Origin of the sequence: Paenarthrobacter sp. 4246 (assembly GCF_040546855.1) — a bacterium.
In the GTDB taxonomy this organism is placed as follows: Bacteria; Actinomycetota; Actinomycetes; order Actinomycetales; family Micrococcaceae; genus Arthrobacter.
On record NZ_JBEPOP010000010.1, the window covers coordinates 166,865 to 185,053 of the forward strand.

Consider the following 18,189-nt stretch of genomic DNA (forward strand, 5'->3'; position numbering starts at 1 on the left):
CCCTTGTGTGATATCCATCATTGAGCCGCTGGTGACACACATCACCGTTGCGGTCATATTGGTCATGGAGGTCCACGTGTTTCACAGCTGGAGCATCGCCCGCAGATTGTTTGTGGCAAACCTGCTGTTCGTCCTGGTCCTGACGGCGGTGTTTGGAGCCTTTTCCGTGGTGGAAGCCCGGGACAGGGCCTATGACAACGCCGGGGGTCGAATGCTGGCCGTGGCGACATCCATTGCTGACAATCCGTTGGTACTGGACGCGGCTTCAGCTGCGGATCCTACTGCTACGCTGCAGCCCTACGCGCTGGAAGTCATGGACGATGCCGATGCCGATTTCATCACCATCATGGCTCCGGACAGGACGCGCTGGACGCACCCGAGGGTTGAAGAGCTCGGTAAGCCCTACATCGGAACCATTGAGCCCGCGCTGCGGGGCGAGACGTTCACAGAGGTCACGGCGGGCACCTTGGGTCCGTCGGTCCGAACCATCGCACCGGTCAAAGCTGCCGACGGGACCGTCAAAGCCCTGGTGGCAGCGGGAGTTACCGTCCGGACAGTAGACACGGATGTGGCCGAGCGCCTGGGCGTGATCGGAGGCATAGCCCTGGTGGTGTTGAGCTTTGGGTCAGTGGCTTCGTGGCTCCTTGGACGGTATCTGAAATCGGTAACGAGGGGCTGGGGACCGGAACAGCTGGCTCAGCTCTTCGCCTACTATGAGTCGGTCCTGCACTCCGTACGCGAGGGTGTGATCCTGATCGATAACCACGGCAAAGCGGTGATGTATAACGACCAAGCCGCCGAGTTGCTGGGTCTGCAGCCTTCCGACGCCGACCGCTCCCCTGACGATGCCCCGAAACTCGCTGATCTCCCCTTCGACGGCAGCCTTCGGGCGCTGTTCGAATCCGGCAGGCCCGCACACGACGAGATTCACCTGACCGGTTCCCGGATCCTGGTAGTGAATCAGGCCCCTGCAGTAGGGCCGGTGCCTGAGCGCAGCCGACAGAAACCCGCCGTCTACGGCACAGTGGCCACCATCCGCGACCGTACCGAAATCGAATCCCTGGGTACGGAACTCCAGACCATGAAAACCCTCTCGGATGCGTTGCGCGCGCAGACACATGAACACGCAAACCGGCTCCACATGATCGTCTCCCTGCTGGAACTTGGCCGCACACCCCAGGCCTTGGACCTTGCCACCAAGGATCTTGAACTCAGCCAGCAACTCACCGACGACATGGTGGCATCGGTGGATGAGCCCGTCATGAGTGCGTTGGTGATGGGCAAGGCGGCAGAAGCCCACGAACGCGGAGTGGAGTTGGAGGTCCGCACGTCAGGGAGCTCCGGTGTCCGTGGCCTGGAGATCCAGGACCTGGTGACCATCCTCGGAAATTTGCTGGACAATGCGATTGATGCCGCGGCTGCCGGTGACTTCCCACGGAAGGTGGAGCTGGACGTGGAAGCCGGACCTGCCGCCGTCGAATTCACGGTCCGGGACTCCGGGAGCGGCATTAATCCGGAGTCCATTGACGACGTACTGCAGTACGGCTTCAGCACGAAGTCCCCGGACAAGAACCCGCGCGGTTCCCACGGGCGCGGCGTTGGCCTGGCCCTGGTACGCCAGGCCGTGGATCGGCTCGACGGTACGATGACCATCAGCAATCCCGGCGGAGCACAGTTCCATGTTGTGCTGCCCGCGTCGGTTCCTGAGGAAGAGAAGGCATGACAGACATCCGTGTCCTGGTAGTGGAGGACGAGCCCATAGCTTCGGACGCCCACTCCGTCTACGTCGGCCGCCTGGACGGGTTTTCTCTGGTGGGTACTGCCCCTGACGGCCAGTCGGCACTGCGCATCCTTGGGGAGTTCGCTGCATCAGGGTCCCCCGTGGACTTGGTCCTGCTGGACATGAATCTGCCTGACCTTCACGGGCTCGACGTGGCCCGGCGCATGAGGTCTGCGGGAGTTTTTGCCGACATCATTGCAATCACGGCTGTGCGGGAACTGAACATCGTGCGCAGCGCCGTGTCGATCGGCGTCGTGCAATACCTCATTAAGCCCTTCACGTATGCAACGTTCGCGGACAAGCTCAGCAGCTACCGGACATTCCGTGAACAGCTGGCCGGTTCACTGTCCGGAATCTCCAAGGCGGGAGCCTCCCAAAGCGATGTGGACCAGGCCTTTGCCAGCCTCCGCGCTCCGACCGAACTACCGCTGCCGAAGGGCCTTTCGGGGTCCACCCTGGAAGCGGTGAAAGACCTGATGCGGGCTCGGCGGGAAGCAGTCTCCGCGAGCGAAGTCATGGACGCCCTGGGCATGTCCCGCGTCACCGCACGCCGGTATCTGGAGTATTTGGCCGACGCCGGGACAGTCACCAGGGCGCCCCGGTACGGTACCCCTGGCCGGCCGGAAAACGAGTACGGCTGGAATCGCGGATAGGCGTCTGTATACACAGAAAGCGTTTTTGGCCGTATTGCTCGCCCAAGAGGCCATTGGTGTATACACTGGGGGCATGCGCGCCAGTGATCGGGCTTACAACGCCCTCCGTGAAGACATCATTGAATGGCGTCTTCGGCCGGGCACCGTGCTCGCGGAAGTAGAGCAGTCCGAACGCCTTGGAGTATCCCGGACCCCGGTCCGGGAGGCGCTGAGCCGGCTGACCGCGGAAGGATTGACGACGGCGGCAGGAGGCCGCGGCGTCGTCGTCACCGATATTTCGCTGGACAGCATCGACGAACTGTTCGAACTGCGCGAAACCTTGGAGGTGAGGGCCGCCGCGCTGGCTGCCGAACGTGGCGAGCCCGGTGTCTTCGCCGAGCTGCACGCCCAGCTGCTGCTGGCCCCTGAACTGCTCCGCGATGCCGATCCCGCACGCCACGAGTACTACGCCTTGGTGGGTCGCCTGGACGACGCAATCGATGCCGCGATCGCCAACTCCTATCTGGCCAACGCCATGCGGAGCCTGCGCGTCCATTTGGTCCGCGTCCGCCGCTTGGCTGCCGACGACGCATCCCGGCTTCATGCCGCAGCTGCAGAACATGCCGCGATCGCCGAGGCCATCGCCGCTGGCAAACCGCGCCTGGCCGAGGCAGCCACCACAGTCCACCTCCACCGCAGCCTCACCCACGTCAAGGCTGCCCAGCTGGCCCGTTAACGTCCTACGAGAAGGAGCATCATGGTTAAGAACAACCACGTCCGCGTTTACAAGTCCGAGGAGAACCTGCCCCGTGAGGAGCAGTTGGCACACAAGATCGCCGTGGTCGCCGCCGACCCTGTCGAAGTCACCCCCGAAGTCACTGACATGGTGATTAACCGGATCATCGATAATGCTTCGGTGGCCATCGCCTCGTTGAACCGGGCACCGATCGTCGCGGCCCGCGCGCAGGCGTTGACCCATTCCCCGTCCGCCAACGGCAAGGGCGCCCACGTGTTCGGTATTACTGAGCAGGTCTCCCCCGAGTGGGCCGCTTGGGCCAACGGTGTGGCCGTGCGCGAACTCGACTACCACGACACCTTCCTGGCCGCGGACTACTCCCACCCCGGCGACAACATCCCGCCGATCCTGGCCGTCGCCCAGCACGTTGGCTCCAACGGCGCCGACCTGGTCCGTGCCATCGCCACCGGCTACGAAATCCAGGTGAACCTGGTCAAGGCCATCTGCCTGCACAAACACAAGATCGACCACGTCGCCCACCTCGGCCCCTCCGCCGCCGCAGGTATCGGCACGTTGTTGGGGTTGGATGTTGAGACGATCTTCCAATCCGTAGGCCAGGCCCTCCACACCACCACCGCCACCCGACAGTCCCGCAAGGGCGAAATCTCCACCTGGAAAGCCCACGCTCCGGCCTTCGCCGGCAAGATGGCCGTCGAAGCGGTAGACCGTTCCATGCGCGGCCAGACCTCCCCCGTGCCGATCTACGAAGGTGAAGACGGCGTCATCGCCTGGATGCTCGACGGTCCGGAGGCCTCCTACGAGGTTCCGCTGCCGCTGCCCGGTGAAGCCAAGCGCGCCATCCTGGACACGTACACCAAGGAACACTCCGCCGAGTACCAGGCCCAAGCGTGGATCGACCTCGCCCGCAAGCTCAACCGCGAACACCCCGAAACCACGGACCCGGCCAACGTGGAATCCGTGCTGATCAAGACCAGCCACCATACCCACTACGTGATCGGTTCCGGCGCGAACGATCCCCAGAAGTACTCTCCCACCGCGTCCCGCGAAACCCTGGACCACTCCATCCCGTACATCTTCACCGTCGCACTGCAGGACGGAGCCTGGCACCACGTGGATTCCTACGCCCCAGAGCGCGCTGCCCGCCCGGACACCGTGGAACTCTGGCACAAGGTCACCACCGTCGAAGACCCGGAATGGACCCGCCGGTACCACTCCCTGGATATCGCAGAGAAGGCCTTCGGCGGTTCCGTGGAGATCACCCTCACCGACGGCACGGTCATCACCGACGAAATCGCCGTAGCCGACGCCCACCCCCTCGGCGCCCGGCCGTTCGCCCGCGAGCAATACGTCAACAAGTTCCGCACCCTCGCAGCCGGCCTCGTGGAGGAAACCGAAATCGAAAGGTTCCTCACCGCCGTCGAACGCGTCACCGAACTCGGCGAAGGCGAACTGGACCAACTGAACATCACCGCAGCACCCGGCGTCATCGACCTCAGCAACGCACCCAAGGGACTGTTCTAAATGCTGTACTCCAAAGTCACCCCCGAACAGAAGAGGGTCAATCTGCGGGAGTTGCTGGCCTCCGGGACCGTGCAGCAGTTTCCGGGAGCGTTCAACCCGCTCTCGGCCCGGCTGATCGAGGAAAAAGGCTTCGCCGGGGTCTACATCTCCGGCGCCGTCCTGGCCAACGATCTTGGCCTGCCGGACATCGGCCTGACCACCCTCACCGAGGTAGCCACCCGGGCGGGGCAGATCGCCCGGATGACGGACCTTCCCTCCCTGGTGGACGCCGACACCGGTTTCGGTGAGCCCATGAACGTGGCCCGCACCATCCAGGAACTCGAGAACGCCGGCCTGGCCGGCTGCCACATCGAGGACCAGTTCAACCCGAAACGCTGCGGTCACCTGGACGGCAAGAACGTGGTGGACATCGACACGGCTACCAAACGCATCCGCGCCGCAGCAGACGCCCGCCGGGACCCGAACTTCCTCATCATGGCCCGTACCGACATCCGCGCCGTCGAGGGAATCCAGGCCGCTCAGGACCGCGCCAAAGCCCTGGTAGACGCCGGCGCCGACGCGATCTTCCCCGAAGCCATGCGTGATCTGCGCGAGTTCCAAGCCATCCGTGACGCCGTGGACGTGCCCATTCTGGCCAACATGACCGAGTTCGGCAAAAGCGAGCTCTTCACCGTCAACCAGCTCCAGGGAGTCGGGGTGAACATGGCCATCTACCCCGTCACCCTCCTCCGCATTGCCATGGGCGCTGCAGAGCGTACTCTGGAATCGATCAGGGCTGCGGGGACCCAAGAGGCGGAAGTGGAAAACATGCTCACGCGTGCACGCCTCTACGAACTCGTCGACTACGAGGCATACAACCAATTCGATACCGGCGTTTTTAACTTCCAGGTTCCTGGCGTCCGCTAGGTACCGGATTCATCAAGGGGAAAGCAGGCACTCCGGAATCACCGGTGCGCCTGAATAATGAACGAAGGAGAGCAGCATGGCAGCTGTTGACATCAAAAAGGGCCTGGCCGGCGTCGTCGTGGACTACACCGCCGTCTCGAAGGTCAACCCGGACACCAACTCGCTGCTGTACCGCGGGTATCCGGTCCAGGAACTGGCCGCCAAATGCAGCTTCGAAGAGGTCGCCTATCTGCTATGGAACGGCGAACTGCCGGGCGACGCAGAGCTGGCTGAGTTTACTGCCCGGGAACGCGCCGGCCGCGCGTTGGACCCCGTGGTCAAACAGGTGATAGACGCCCTTCCCACCAGCGCCCACCCCATGGATGTGTGCCGCACGGCAGCATCCGTGCTCGGCGCCCGGCATGAACTGGCTGAAGACTCATCACCCGAAGCAAACATGAAGAAGGCAATCGACCTTTGGGCTGCCGTGCCTTCCGTGGTTGCCTATGACCAACGCCGACGCCGCGGCCAGGAACCCGTGGAACCGCGCGAGGACCTGGACTACTCGGCCAACTTCCTCTGGATGACGTTCGGCGAAGAACAGGTGCCCGAAGTGGTGGAGGCGTTCAACGTCTCGATGATCCTGTACGCGGAGCACTCCTTCAACGCCTCCACCTTCACCGCCCGCGTGGTCACCTCCACACTCGCTGACCTGCACTCAGCGGTGACCGCCGCGATCGGCGCCCTCAAGGGTCCGCTGCACGGTGGCGCGAACGAGGCAGTGATGCACACCTTCGATGAAATCGGCATCCGCAGCGAAGAGTCCCTTGAGGAAGCCGCCACCCGTGCCCGGGCATGGATGGACGACGCCCTGGCCCAGAAGAAGAAAGTCATGGGATTCGGACATCGTGTCTACAAGCACGGCGACTCCCGCGTGCCCACCATGAAGGCCGCCCTGGACAAGATGATCGCCCACTACGGACGCCCGGAACTTCTGGGGCTGTACAACGGCTTGGAGCAGGCCATGGACGAGGCCAAGGCCATCAAACCCAACCTCGACTACCCGGCCGGCCCCACCTACCACCTGATGGGCTTCGACACCCAGACGTTCACCCCGCTGTTCGTCGCCAGCCGCATCACCGGCTGGACCGCCCACATCATGGAACAGGTGGCCTCCAACTCCCTCATCCGTCCCCTGAGCGAATACAACGGACCGGAAGAACGGCACGTTCCCTAACGTTTCCGGTTAGTCGAAGAGACGTACGACGCCGGGCCGGTCACCGAAAGGCGACCGGCCCGGCGTCGTTCTTTCCACGTTCTTGCTTCGGCTGCTCCACCCAATCAGTGGTGTGGACGTCAGCCACATTTTCGTTATCTGCTGCCAAGGCCACCCGCACGGCAATGCGCTGGCCGGCAATCATGGCCGGCAGCCAGTGTTCGGCGTCTGCCCACATCCGGTCTACGGGGAGTTGCATCACCGGGAACCATGCGGGGGCAATCTCGTCGCTTTCCGACGGTTCCCCCTCCCACGTACGGGTCAGGAACACAGTGGTGGCCATGTTCCATTCCGGCCTTGCAGGAAACACAAAGTCAACAGTGCCCGCCGGAACCAGGTCCTCCAGTGCAACCACTACGTTGATTTCCTCCATGACCTCCCGGCATGCGGCCTGGGAGGCGGTCTCCCCCGGCTCCACGTGCCCACCGACCCCCACTACCTTGCCCCTACCGAAGCCAGTCTTCTTGGTGCCGAGGAGGACGTGCTGGCCGTCCGCGCCGTCGCGAAGGAGGAAGCACAAGGTCACATGGGCTGCAGTCATGCTGCCTACCTTAACCTGATCTCCCCCGCCACTGCCGCCATTGCTACAGTGAGCCCATGACTGAAGGTGGGGGTAACCGGCCAGCGAATGTGGCCGCCGTCGACGACGCTGCAGATCCTCCGTCCGTCGGGGGAAGCACGGCTGCCGAAACAGCCACAAAAGCCACGCCCGAACGGGACCCATGGCTACCCCGTTGGCTGGTGGCCCACCCTCTCTATGCAGGGTGGGCCTGGACCGTGGTGTGGGCCGGGCTGATCGTTTTGGACGAAGTGGTGGACCTGGCCGGATGGACCTGGTACCTACTGGTCCTCGTGGCAGCACTGCCCACGTTGATCTCCACGCTGATGGTGCTGCATGCCACGCCGCGCAGCCATCTCAGAGCAGTGGATGCAACAGTACTGGGTCACTTTTTTGTACGGTTCCTGGCGCTCGTGGCGGCGTTCATGGTGTGGGCCGCCTCAGTGGTGATGAGCGCTTCCATCTCCACCACCGTCCAGACTGTGATCGGCGATTCCGAAAAGGAAGTTACGGCGTTGGGCTTCAACCTTATGCTGGCTGCCGTTCCATTGGTGCTCTCCATCCTCTGGATGGCCTTCATTGTGCGCTGTGCGTGGTTCCTGCGGCGGTTGCGCGGCTGGCGGCAGGTGCCGGTGAAGACCCGGGTTCCCCAGAAGTTCCTCAAGGGACGGCCCCGGCTCAAACGCGTTGTAGTTGGCCTGGCACATCCGGGGCTCCTGCTGGTGGCCGGCCTGGGGACGTCGCTGTTGGCACTGTTCGTGGACGCCGTGGAATTGACGCTGAACGTGCTCGGGTAGTTCGCCGAACGCGCTCCTGGCCCTGCGCCCTTTTAGCCCAGAGCCCTTGGGTGTGCCGCCGCATAGACCTCGCGCAGGGTGTCTGCGGTGACCAAGGTGTAAACCTGGGTGGTGGTCACCGAGGCATGCCCCAGCAGTTCCTGCACTACCCTGACGTCAGCTCCGCCTTCCAGCAGGTGGGTGGCGAAGGAATGGCGAAGTGTGTGTGGCGAGACGTCCTTGGTGATGTTGGCTTTCTCAGCCGCCGCTTTGAGGATGGTCCAGGCGCTCTGCCTGCTGATCCGGCCTCCGCGGGCGTTGAGGAACAGCGCCGGCGTTCCTTTGCCTTTGGATGCCAGCAGCGGCCTGCCTCGGACAACATAAGCTCCGACGGCGCGGGCTCCGTAGGAGCCGAGGGGCACCAACCGCTCCTTGGAGCCCTTGCCGAACAACCTGACGATCGCAGGATCGCCACCTGTGTCTTCGAGGGAGATATCATCCACGTCCAGCCCCACTGCTTCGCTGATGCGGGCACCGGTGGAGTAGAGGAATTCAAGGAGAGCACGATCCCTGAGCCCTGTGGGCGAATCGGCTCCCGCAGCTTCCAGGATCCGCGTGACCTCGCCGACGCTGATTGCCTTGGGAAGCCGTTTGCCCGGCATGGGCGGGTGAACATCGCTGGCGGGGTCCGCCGTCGTGGTTCCTTCAAGTGCCCAGAATTTGTGAAGTCCGCGGACCGCCACCACCGTTCGCGCAGCGGAGCGGACACCCAGCACAGCGGCGCCATCGCTTCCATCCGACAACGCCTGGGCGAAGGCGGTCACATGATGCCGGGTGATGTCGCCAGGCCGTTCCACGCCCTGACCCGTGAGGAAGTTGGAGTACCGCGCCAAATCCCTGCGGTACGCCGCAAGGGTGTTCGCTGCCAGGCCGCGCTCCACACCGACATGCTGCAAGTAGTCGGTTACTGCGCGGTCAATGCCAGTGGGGGTTCTGGTGGCAGCCTCGGCCATGCTCAGCGCTGGCTTGGGTGAGCCGGCCACGGCGCGTTGGCGGGACGAAGCCCCGTAAACCCATCGGCTTTCGCAGCTGCGGCCGCCAGGATGCCCAGCACCGCCGACGGATTGTGCAGGCGGCCTTCCAGCACTGCCTTCACGGCGTCATCGAGCGGCACCCAGTGGAGTTCAATTTCGGCCTCTTCATCGGTGCGGACGTGCCGGTCCGCCACGGGGACGTCACTGATGCCGCGCGCCAAATAGATGCGGACTGCTTCGCTGGACGAACCGGGTGAGTTGAAGAAGTCCACCAGGACGTTCCACGTAGCCGCGACCAAGTCAGCTTCCTCCGCCAACTCCCGGGCCGCCCCCACTACGAAGTCTTCGCCTTCGACGTCCAAAAGGCCGGCCGGGATTTCCCACAGGTCCATGCCCACCGGATGCCGGTATTGCTTCAGCAGCAGGATCTCGCCATCCACGTTCATGGGGAGCACAGCTACTGCGCCTGGGTGGTCAATGTAGTCACGAACAAGGGTGTCCGTGCCGTCGCTGAGTTGGAACGAGTCGCTGACAACGTCCCAAATACGGCCTTCGTACACCTTGCTGGTAGACAAAAGACGGCGCGGGCTCGGCATGTCCGAAACCTGCCTTGATGTGCGGGGGGTTTCAGAAATTCCGGGCATCGCGCCGTCCTTCGTTAGTACTAGCGTTTACTTGGCAGCTACTGTGCGGGCACCGGTCTTGGTGGCCACGGGGGCACCTTCGCGACGCTCCAAGGCAGCCTTGACCAAACCTGCGAACAGTGGGTGGGGGCGCGTGGGGCGTGAGCTGAGCTCAGGGTGCGCCTGCGTTGCCACATAGTACGGGTGGACCTCGCGGGGAAGTTCCACGTACTCCACCAGCTTGCCGTCAGGAGAAGTACCGGAGAACACCAGGCCTTCTGCTGCGATCTGGTCGCGGTACTTGTTGTTGACCTCGTAGCGGTGACGGTGGCGTTCGCTGACCGTGGTGGTGCCGTACGTCTCGGCGATGACCGAGCCCTCGTCCAGCTTGGCTTCGTACAGGCCCAGACGCATGGTGCCGCCGAGGTCTCCCTTGCCTTCCACGATGTCCAACTGCTCTTCCATGGTGGCGATGACCGGGTACTTGGAGTCGGGCTCGAACTCGCTGGAGGAGGCGCCTTCGAGGCCAACCACGTTGCGGGCGTACTCGATCACCATGCACTGCAGGCCGAGGCACAGACCAAGGACCGGGAGCTTGGACTCACGAGCGAACTTCAAGGCGCCGAGCTTGCCTTCGAGGCCGCGGATACCAAAGCCACCAGGCACGCAGATTGCATCCACACCGGCCAAGGCCTTAGTGGCCCCGGCATGGGTTTCGCACTCGTCGGAGGGGACCCAGCGGATCTTAACCTTGGCTTCGTTGGCAAAACCGCCGGCACGAAGGGCCTCGGTGACCGAGAGGTACGCATCCGGGAGGTCGATGTACTTGCCCACCAGGGCAACCTCGACCTCGTGCTTGGGGTTGTGCACTGCTTCGAGCAGTTTGTCCCACTTGCTCCAGTCAACGTCCTTGAACGGCAGGTCCAGTGCGCGGACGATGTAGGAGTCCAGACCCTGTGAGTGCAGGGTCTTGGGGATGTCGTAGATACTGGGGGCGTCAGCTGCGTTGACTACGGCGTCGATGTCGACGTCGCACATCCGGCCGATTTTCTCGCGCATGGCGTCGGGCACTTCGCGGTCGGAGCGGATCACGATCGCTTCAGGCTGGATGCCGATGGAGCGAAGGGCTGCCACGGAGTGCTGCGTCGGCTTGGTCTTCAGTTCCTGGGACGGTCCGATGTAGGGAACCAGCGACACGTGCAGGAAGAAGACGTTGTTGCGGCCAACATCCTGACGGACCTGGCGGGCCGACTCCAGGAACGGCTGCGATTCGATGTCGCCCACCGTGCCACCGATTTCGGTGATGATGACGTCCGGAGCGTTCTTGCCCTCTGCAGGCAGGCGCATGCGGCGCTTGATTTCATCGGTGATGTGGGGAATGACTTGGACGGTGTCTCCAAGATATTCGCCGCGACGTTCCTTGGCGATGACGGTGGAGTAGATCTGGCCCGTTGTGACGTTGGCCGAACCTTCGAGGTTTTCGTCGAGGAAGCGCTCGTAATGTCCGATGTCGAGGTCGGTTTCGGCGCCGTCGTCCGTCACGAATACTTCGCCGTGCTGGAAGGGGTTCATCGTGCCCGGATCCACATTCAAGTAGGGATCGAGCTTCTGCATAGTTACAGACAAACCGCGTGCCCGCAGCAGGTGACCGAGGCTGGAAGCCGTCAGACCCTTACCGAGCGAGGACGCCACACCACCGGTGACGAAGATGTGTTTGGTCGTCTTGGACGAGCCCGGGAACCGGGAATTTACACGGGAATTTGATCGCTGCACCACGGAATTCGAGCTTATCATCAATTACGCCTTCCCAGCGTCTGTTCGGATTCCCCAAATGGTCAATAGTTGCTCACCACCGCATTCCAAGCAAGAGCCGGGCGGGATTAAGTGTGCCGATGTGATGGTGCTCGCATTCCGGCCAACAGCATTAAGCGCGCTGCGGCAGGAGCTTTGCATCGTCCAGCAACTCCTGGGCGTGGGCCTGAGCCGATTCGGAATCCTCTTGCCCCGCCAGCATGCGGGCCAACTCCTTGACCCGCTCGTCGTCGCTCAGCAGCTGTACGTCGCTGGAGGTGAATCCGGTGGTTGTCTTACCGTCAGCACCGCGCACGGAGGTTTTTGTCACTCGGATGTGTTGATCGGCGAAGGCAGCAACCTGCGGTAAGTGAGTTACCACCAGCACCTGGACGTGCCGGGCAAGCATGGCCAGTCTCCGGCCAATTTCGACGGCGGCCCGGCCACCCACGCCCGCGTCCACCTCATCGAACACGAACGTCGGCACCGGATCTACCGCAGCGAGAACTACCTCGATAGCCAACATCACCCGCGACAGTTCACCGCCCGAGGCTCCCTTGCCCAGAGGCCGGGCTGGAGCCCCGGAGTGCGGCTGGAGAAGGAAGGCGATCTCGTCGGTGCCCCAAGGGCCCAACGATCCACTGCCATCGACCTCAATGACCAGCGTGGCGTCAGCCATCGCCAGCGCCTTGAGCTCAGCACTGACCCGGGCTGAGAGGTCCTTGGCAGCTTTGAGGCGGGCCTTGGAGATAGCCGCTGCTTGCTTCCGAAGAGTGGCTTCCGTCGAAGCCACCTCAGCATCCAGGGACTCGATGCGGCTGGAATCATCCTGAAGCTCGTCCAGCCGGGTCCTGGCTGTCGCCGCCCACTCCAGCACTTCATCAATGCTTGGGGCGTATTTGCGGATCAACTTGGCAAGTGCGGCCCGGCGCTCCTCGATTTCGGAGAGGCGCTCCGGACCTTCAGTATCCAGGGCGGCCTGATAGCTGGACAGCTCTGTTGCAATGTCGTTGAGGAGGAACCCGACCTCCGCGAGCCGGGCAGCGGCGGAGCGCAGCTCTTCGTCGTGCTCGGCAACATGCTCAAGCGTCCTCTTGGCAGCATCCACCATGGTGGTTGCGTCGCCGGCGTCCCCGAATTCCTCGGCGATGAGGGACTCATGGGCTGCCGCTGCGGCCAACCGGAGTTCTTCGACGTTGGCGAGCTTCACCGCCTCGGCCTTGAGTGTCTCGTCCTCCCCTGGCTGGGGATCCACCTCGTCGATTTCCTTCAGCGCGGCATCCAGGGACTCAGCTTCCCGCAGCCGCTCCCGCGCTTCGCTGCGCAGCGTTTCGAGTTCGGACTGGATGTTCTTCCAGTGGTTGTACAGCTCTTGGTACTCCCCCAGCGTCTTGGCAAGGGGTGCACCGGCGAAGCGGTCCAGGGCGTGCCGCTGCGCAGTGGCGCTCTTGAGCCGGATCTGGTCCGACTGTCCGTGGACCACCACCAGACTCTCTCCCAGTTCAGCCAGCACCCCGACAGGCGCGGCGCGCCCGCCAACGTAGGCACGGCTGCGCCCATCGGCACCCACGGTACGGGCCAGCAGGAGCTCAGCAACGCCGTCGAACTCTTCCGCCTCACCGCCTGCCTCCTTGGCGCGCTCAACAGCGCTGTGCGCCGGATCGAGCTTCAACACCGCTTCAGCGGACGCCGACTTGGCTCCGCTACGGACGGCACCTGCATCTGATCGGGCACCTAGAAGGAGCCCGACGGCGGTCACCACCATGGTCTTTCCAGCACCGGTTTCACCGGTGACGACGCTCAGGCCAGGGCCCAGCGGCAGGGCGGCATCGGTGATGACGCCCAGGTCACGGATTCGGAGTTCTTCAAGCATGGTTCACTTCGCATTCGTGGGGTCGGAAGGGTCACCGTCCCGGGGACCGTCTATGTCCCGAGGACTGGGCAACGGAGCCGGTGAAAGGGTCCGGATGACCGGAAGAGGGCCCGTGTGGACTTCCCCGCTCCGTGGAGCCGGTCCACGCCAGCCGTGGATGGGGAGTTCAAACTTGCGGACGAGTCGTGCAGAAAAGGGTGTTTTGTGGGTGCGCGCCAACCGCACCGGAGTGGCTGACCTGGTCACTTCAACACGCGCCCCGGGCGGCAGGTCCACCGAACGCCGACCATCGCACCAAAGGACACCGATGGCTTCGGTCCGGTTCATGATTTCGACGGCCAGCTTGGACCTCGGCGATACCACCAATGGCTTGGCGAACAAGGCATGGGCACTGATCGGAACAATCACCAGGGCTTCCACTTCCGGCCACACCACAGGCCCTCCCGAGGAGAATGCGTAAGCGGTGGAACCTGTGGGAGTTGCGAGGACCACGCCGTCACAGCCGAAGGACGTCAAAGGGCGCTCGTCCACCTCCGTGACCACTTCCAGCATGCGCTCACGGTTGGCCTTTTCAATGGCAGCCTCGTTCAGCGCCCACGTGTGCCAAATCTTCTGGCCCTTGACCCACACCTGGACGTCGATGGTCATGCGTTCTTCCACCGTGTACTGGCGACTCGCGATCCATTCGACTGTTTGGGCCAGGTCGGCACGCTCGCTTTCAGCAAGGAAGCCCACGTGCCCCAGGTTCACGCCCAACAACGGGACGTCCACCTCACGCACCAGTTCCGCGGCCCGCAGGATGGTTCCGTCCCCACCCAGGACCATCACCAACTCCACGTCCTCCAGGTTGACGTGGTCGTTGAGGATCTCAATGGGTGTATCCAACGCACCGAAAAAACGTTCAATATCGGCCAGTTCAGACTTCTGCAGCACAGGAACCAAGCCGGAGGAATGCAGTTGCGTACAGGCATCCCACGCTGCGCGGAGCGATTCTTCCCGCCCTGTGTGGGCAAGGACAAGTACACGCCTGCTCATCGGGTTCTGCTTTCTAGTGGTTTGGCCAGAATTTCGTGATCAATGCAGCAACGTCCCCGTCCCGCTCTTCGATCTTAGGCAACACCGCGGACATCCCGCGCTTCATCCACAGGAAGTATTCAACATTTCCGTCCTGGCCAGGCAACGGACTGGCGGCAAGGTCCATCAGGACAAGCCCCGCATCCACCGCCGCCCGGGCCACCTGGGCAACGGCCCGGCGTCGTTCATGGTCCGATGACACCACACCGGTTCGGCTCAGCCGTTCCTTGCCCACCTCGAATTGCGGCTTGACCATCAAGACCATGTCCCCGCCGGGTTCGGTGCAGTAAGCCAGCGGCGCCACCACCAGGGTCAACGAAATGAAGGATAGGTCCGCAACCGTCAGGTTTGCGAGCCCACCGATCTGCTCCGGGGACATGTATCTGACGTTCATGCCCTCATGGACGTCCACACGGGGGTCATCGCGCAGGTGTGGCACCAACTGCCCGTGTCCTACGTCCACCGCCACCACTTTTGCCGCCCCTTGCCGCAGCAGGACGTCAGTGAAGCCACCTGTGGAGGCACCGGCGTCGAGACACCGCTTCCCGGCAACCACGACGGCGGGAAACGCCTCCAGCGCGCCAGCCAACTTATGACCGGCGCGGCTGACGTAAATGTCCTCAAGGTGGGCCTCTACGGCCAAGTCCGTAGCCGGGTCCACCTGGAGTGCGGCTTTGGCGAGGACAGTCCCCGCGGAGCTGACTTTGCCATCGCTGATGAGTTTTGCTGCATGGGTGCGTGACCTCGCCAGCCCACGGGTGACGAGTTCCTGGTCGAGTCGTGCCATATGCTAGCTGTCGCCTTCCGGGCGGGGAGTACTTTGTGGCGCGGCAGGGAGACCGGGTTCAGCGTCCAGGGCCTCCAGCAAGGAGTCATGGATGGCTGCGTACAGGTCCCCGTGTTCTGCCACTGGGGTCACCGGCACCTTGTCCAGCACGCCGAGGGCCTTGTCCACCAGCGGGTCCCCCGTAGGGCTGGCTGCATCGGGCCACTGGACCTCCGGGCGCGCAGGCTCCGCGTGCTCAGTCACGTGGCCGTCGTGGTCCGCGAGGCCTTGTGGTGCGGACGCCGATACGTTAATGGGCTCGGTCATCGCACCAGTCTAGTGAGTTCGCCATTCCACCTGCGGCGCTTGCGCCACGGGCATTTCGGGGAACCTGTCCCACCACGCGGCACAAGCCGCGCGCCAAGCGTCGAGGTCGTCCTCAGCGCCCGTGACCGTGACGGTCCCGTCCCCGGCGACCGCCGAGGCTGAACCGCAACGGAAGGTTCCGTCGTCGCTGATGACCTCAGGATAGGGCGCGTAAAGGCCCTCCAAGTCGGCCAAAAGGTACGTGGGGCGCTCGTCGGTCCGCGCCGCAAGGATGGTGTGGGTGGTGTCCACGCCGGTGAGAACGGCCGCCGTCGCAAATCCCGCACGGTTGCCGCCCAGGATGTCTGTGTCCAGACGGTCGCCCACAACCAGCGGACGATCGGCGTTCAACCGTTTTGCTGCCGCATGGAAAAGCAGTGCTTCGGGCTTACCTGCCACCAAGGGAGTTTTTCCCGTGGCAGCCGCCACAGCAGCAACCAACGTCCCATTGCCCGGTGCCATGCCTCGTGCCTGCGGTATGGACATGTCTGTGTTGGTGGCACACCACATGGCTCCACCGGCCACTACGTACGAGGCCTCCGCGAGATCCTTCCAACCAATCTCAGGGTTGAATCCCTGGACCACAGCAACCGGGGATTCAGCGGCACTGTGTACCGGCTTGAGTCCCACCAATTCGATCTCATGGGCCAGAGCTGCGCTGCCGGTGATGAGCACATGGGCCCCCGCAGGCAACATCGAAGCCAGAAGCTCCCCTGCTGCCTGCGAGGAACTGACCACTTGATGGTCCTCCGCCGGCGCACCGAGTTCACGCAAGTGCGCAGCAACCTGGGCCGGGGTGCGGGAGGCGTTATTGGTTACGTAACCAAGCCCTACGCCGACGGTTTCAAGTCGCTGCAACGACTCCACCGCCCCCGGGATGGCGTGCGGTCCTGCATAGACCACACCGTCCAGATCCGAGAGGACGGCATCAAACAAGGAGATGAGTGAATCAGCCATGCTGGGAGTCAGAACCCTGGTTCTCGGCGTCTTCTTCCTTGGCTTCTGCTTCCTCTTCCTCAGCGTCCTCTTCTGCGGAGTCGATGTCCGACTCGGCGTCGTTCGACTCGAAGTAGTCAGATTCTGCGTCATCAAGTTCAACGTCATCGTGCTCAACGTCAGCGGCTGCGGCCTCGGCAATAACCGATTCGGTCTCAGGATTCACGACGTCGGACTCCGGAGCCGACTTGACGAAGCGCGGCTTGCGCGCGGCTGCTTCTTCCTGCTCATCCCACCCGAGATCAAGGATCTCCGGTTCAGCGAAATCGCCGACGCCCAGAGCATTCTCAGCCACCAAAGCCTGGCGGGCCCACTTGTCTGCTTCCTCGGTGCGACCCACCGCGGTGAGCGCTTCAGCGTAAGCACGGAACAGCCGCGGGCTGTAAGAGAAGGCCCTGTTGATGTCCAACTGGGGAATCTCCAGTTCGGTGACAGCCGCATCAAACTGCTTTAGATCCGCTCGGGCACCCGCAGCCACCATCGCCAACTCCACCTTGCCCGGAGCGTCGAGGTCCTGGGCTTCTGGAGAACGAACCATATCCAGCGCACGGTCCGGACGTCCGAGGCCTCGCTCGCAGTCAGCCATCACAGGCAGGTGCACATTGGAACCACTGATGCGGCGGTACGTCCGGAATTCACGAAGGGCCTCTCCATAGTGGCCCGCGGCGTAGGCAGTCAGGCCTACAGCTTCACGAACAACCGAAAGGCGTCCGCCACGACGGCTTGCAGCCAGCGCGTGCTGGAAAGCCAGCTCGGGCTCAATGTCAATCAGGCGGCCAGCCATGACCAGGTGTTTGGCGACCCAACCAGCACTCTGCTCCTCGAGAGTCTTGATCTGGTGGCCCGTGGCGCGGTCGAGTTCCTTGCCCGTAACGTCCTCATCGATCTCGGGAGACCGCTCACGGTCAGGACGGTTGGAGCTGCGGATGTCCTTGGCGTTGGGCACCCTGGCAGGACGCTCTTCCCAGGAGTTACCGCGGTCGTTGCGGTCGCCGAAGGGCTTACGGTCGCCGCGGTCGCCGAAAGGCTTGCGGTCGCCGCGGTCGTTGTTGAACGGGCGACGGTCATCGTTGTCGCGACGGGGACCGTCGAAGTTCCGCGGACCGCGCTCGGGACGATCGCCGAAAGGCTTACGGTCGCGGTCACCACCGAAGGAGCGACGCTCACCATCACGGGCCGGACGATCATTGCGGTCGCCGAAGGGCTTACGGTCGCGGTCGCCGCCGAAGGAGCGACGCTCACCATCACGGGCCGGACGATCATTGCGGTCGCCGAAAGGCTTACGATCGCGGTCACCACCGAAGGAGCGACGCTCACCATCACGGGCCGGACGGTCGCCGCGGTCGCCGAAGGGCTTACGGTCGCCACGGTCGTTGTTGAACGGACGACGCTCACCATCACGGGCCGGACGGTCGCCGCGGTCGCCGAAGGGCTTACGGTCGCCACGGTCGTTGTTGAACGGACGACGCTCACCATCACG

General features: G+C 63.4%; 17 protein-coding genes. 7 read left to right on the forward strand and 10 right to left on the reverse strand.

The genetic code is table 11. The features are described from left to right. Positions 1-76: 76 nt before the first annotated feature. From ABIE35_RS18160 to ABIE35_RS18185, 6 genes are all read left to right on the forward strand, one after another. Positions 77-1,723 carry a sensor histidine kinase gene (locus ABIE35_RS18160; RefSeq protein WP_354517124.1) on the forward strand — a complete coding sequence of 549 codons (1,647 nt, stop codon included), beginning with the start codon at positions 77-79 and terminating at the stop codon, positions 1,721-1,723. After that, positions 1,720-2,433: a response regulator gene (locus ABIE35_RS18165; protein WP_354517095.1), complete on the forward strand. Its 714-nt coding sequence runs from the start codon at positions 1,720-1,722 to the stop codon at positions 2,431-2,433. The genes ABIE35_RS18160 and ABIE35_RS18165 overlap by 4 nt, the downstream gene beginning before the upstream one ends. Positions 2,434-2,506: 73 nt before the next feature. Continuing rightward, positions 2,507-3,148, forward strand: coding sequence for a GntR family transcriptional regulator (locus ABIE35_RS18170; protein WP_354517097.1), 642 nt, complete (start codon positions 2,507-2,509; stop codon positions 3,146-3,148). 21 nt (positions 3,149-3,169) lie between these two features. Then, positions 3,170-4,690 carry an MmgE/PrpD family protein gene (locus ABIE35_RS18175; protein WP_354517099.1) on the forward strand — a complete coding sequence of 507 codons (1,521 nt, stop codon included), beginning with the start codon at positions 3,170-3,172 and terminating at the stop codon, positions 4,688-4,690. After that, positions 4,691-5,596, forward strand: a complete 906-nt coding sequence (gene prpB / locus ABIE35_RS18180; RefSeq protein ID WP_354517101.1) for a methylisocitrate lyase — start codon at positions 4,691-4,693, stop codon at positions 5,594-5,596. It abuts the gene before it with no gap. A gap of 76 nt (positions 5,597-5,672) precedes the next feature. After that, positions 5,673-6,812, forward strand: a complete 1,140-nt coding sequence (locus ABIE35_RS18185) for a bifunctional 2-methylcitrate synthase/citrate synthase (protein WP_354517103.1) — start codon at positions 5,673-5,675, stop codon at positions 6,810-6,812. A gap of 40 nt (positions 6,813-6,852) precedes the next feature. Here the strand turns inward: ABIE35_RS18185 and ABIE35_RS18190 are convergent, their stop codons facing one another. Beyond that, complete coding sequence (locus ABIE35_RS18190) at positions 6,853-7,392, reverse strand: 8-oxo-dGTP diphosphatase (protein ID WP_354517105.1); 540 nt, start codon at positions 7,390-7,392, stop codon at positions 6,853-6,855. 56 nt (positions 7,393-7,448) lie between these two features. Here ABIE35_RS18190 and ABIE35_RS18195 point away from each other — a divergent pair, with 56 nt between their 5' ends. After that, positions 7,449-8,207, forward strand: a complete 759-nt coding sequence (locus ABIE35_RS18195) for a hypothetical protein (protein ID WP_354517106.1) — start codon at positions 7,449-7,451, stop codon at positions 8,205-8,207. Positions 8,208-8,239: 32 nt separating this feature from the next. Here the strand turns inward: ABIE35_RS18195 and xerD are convergent, their stop codons facing one another. The 9 genes from xerD to ABIE35_RS18240 form a co-directional block, all read right to left on the reverse strand. Beyond that, positions 8,240-9,199, reverse strand: coding sequence for a site-specific tyrosine recombinase XerD (gene xerD, locus ABIE35_RS18200; RefSeq protein ID WP_354517107.1), 960 nt, complete (start codon positions 9,197-9,199; stop codon positions 8,240-8,242). Positions 9,200-9,201: 2 nt separating this feature from the next. After that, positions 9,202-9,864: an NUDIX domain-containing protein gene (locus ABIE35_RS18205; protein WP_207597080.1), complete on the reverse strand. Its 663-nt coding sequence runs from the start codon at positions 9,862-9,864 to the stop codon at positions 9,202-9,204. Between the two features lie 27 nt (positions 9,865-9,891). Further along, positions 9,892-11,637: a CTP synthase gene (gene pyrG / locus ABIE35_RS18210; protein WP_207597079.1), complete on the reverse strand. Its 1,746-nt coding sequence runs from the start codon at positions 11,635-11,637 to the stop codon at positions 9,892-9,894. A 130-nt stretch (positions 11,638-11,767) separates the two neighbouring features. After that, positions 11,768-13,507, reverse strand: a complete 1,740-nt coding sequence (gene recN / locus ABIE35_RS18215) for a DNA repair protein RecN (protein ID WP_354517108.1) — start codon at positions 13,505-13,507, stop codon at positions 11,768-11,770. A gap of 3 nt (positions 13,508-13,510) precedes the next feature. After that, positions 13,511-14,542, reverse strand: a complete 1,032-nt coding sequence (locus ABIE35_RS18220) for an NAD kinase (protein WP_354517109.1) — start codon at positions 14,540-14,542, stop codon at positions 13,511-13,513. A 13-nt stretch (positions 14,543-14,555) separates the two neighbouring features. Further along, a complete protein-coding gene (locus tag ABIE35_RS18225; protein ID WP_354517110.1) occupies positions 14,556-15,368 on the reverse strand; it encodes a TlyA family RNA methyltransferase in 813 nt (270 codons plus the stop codon). Positions 15,369-15,371: 3 nt separating this feature from the next. Beyond that, a complete protein-coding gene (locus ABIE35_RS18230; RefSeq protein ID WP_354517111.1) occupies positions 15,372-15,674 on the reverse strand; it encodes a hypothetical protein in 303 nt (100 codons plus the stop codon). A gap of 9 nt (positions 15,675-15,683) precedes the next feature. Then, positions 15,684-16,670: an HAD-IIA family hydrolase gene (locus ABIE35_RS18235; protein WP_354517112.1), complete on the reverse strand. Its 987-nt coding sequence runs from the start codon at positions 16,668-16,670 to the stop codon at positions 15,684-15,686. Further along, on the reverse strand, positions 16,663-18,189 hold a 1,527-nt coding region (locus ABIE35_RS18240; RefSeq protein ID WP_354517113.1), incomplete at its 5' end, for a hypothetical protein. The genes ABIE35_RS18235 and ABIE35_RS18240, both read right to left, overlap by 8 nt.

What these genes read in the sequence shown, in the direction of transcription:
- ABIE35_RS18165 (WP_354517095.1), top strand. Translation starts at nt 1,720, where the DNA reads ATGACAGACATCCGTGTCCTGGTAGTGGAGGACGAGCCCATAGCTTCG.
- ABIE35_RS18170 (WP_354517097.1), top strand. Translation starts at nt 2,507, where the DNA reads ATGCGCGCCAGTGATCGGGCTTACAACGCCCTCCGTGAAGACATCATT.
- ABIE35_RS18175 (WP_354517099.1), top strand. Translation starts at nt 3,170, where the DNA reads ATGGTTAAGAACAACCACGTCCGCGTTTACAAGTCCGAGGAGAACCTG.
- prpB (WP_354517101.1), top strand. Translation starts at nt 4,691, where the DNA reads ATGCTGTACTCCAAAGTCACCCCCGAACAGAAGAGGGTCAATCTGCGG.
- ABIE35_RS18185 (WP_354517103.1), top strand. Translation starts at nt 5,673, where the DNA reads ATGGCAGCTGTTGACATCAAAAAGGGCCTGGCCGGCGTCGTCGTGGAC.
- ABIE35_RS18190 (WP_354517105.1), bottom strand. Translation starts at nt 7,392, where the DNA reads ATGACTGCAGCCCATGTGACCTTGTGCTTCCTCCTTCGCGACGGCGCG.
- ABIE35_RS18195 (WP_354517106.1), top strand. Translation starts at nt 7,449, where the DNA reads ATGACTGAAGGTGGGGGTAACCGGCCAGCGAATGTGGCCGCCGTCGAC.
- xerD (WP_354517107.1), bottom strand. Translation starts at nt 9,199, where the DNA reads ATGGCCGAGGCTGCCACCAGAACCCCCACTGGCATTGACCGCGCAGTA.
- ABIE35_RS18205 (WP_207597080.1), bottom strand. Translation starts at nt 9,864, where the DNA reads ATGCCCGGAATTTCTGAAACCCCCCGCACATCAAGGCAGGTTTCGGAC.
- pyrG (WP_207597079.1), bottom strand. Translation starts at nt 11,637, where the DNA reads ATGATAAGCTCGAATTCCGTGGTGCAGCGATCAAATTCCCGTGTAAAT.
- recN (WP_354517108.1), bottom strand. Translation starts at nt 13,507, where the DNA reads ATGCTTGAAGAACTCCGAATCCGTGACCTGGGCGTCATCACCGATGCC.
- ABIE35_RS18220 (WP_354517109.1), bottom strand. Translation starts at nt 14,542, where the DNA reads ATGAGCAGGCGTGTACTTGTCCTTGCCCACACAGGGCGGGAAGAATCG.
- ABIE35_RS18225 (WP_354517110.1), bottom strand. Translation starts at nt 15,368, where the DNA reads ATGGCACGACTCGACCAGGAACTCGTCACCCGTGGGCTGGCGAGGTCA.
- ABIE35_RS18230 (WP_354517111.1), bottom strand. Translation starts at nt 15,674, where the DNA reads ATGACCGAGCCCATTAACGTATCGGCGTCCGCACCACAAGGCCTCGCG.
- ABIE35_RS18235 (WP_354517112.1), bottom strand. Translation starts at nt 16,670, where the DNA reads ATGGCTGATTCACTCATCTCCTTGTTTGATGCCGTCCTCTCGGATCTG.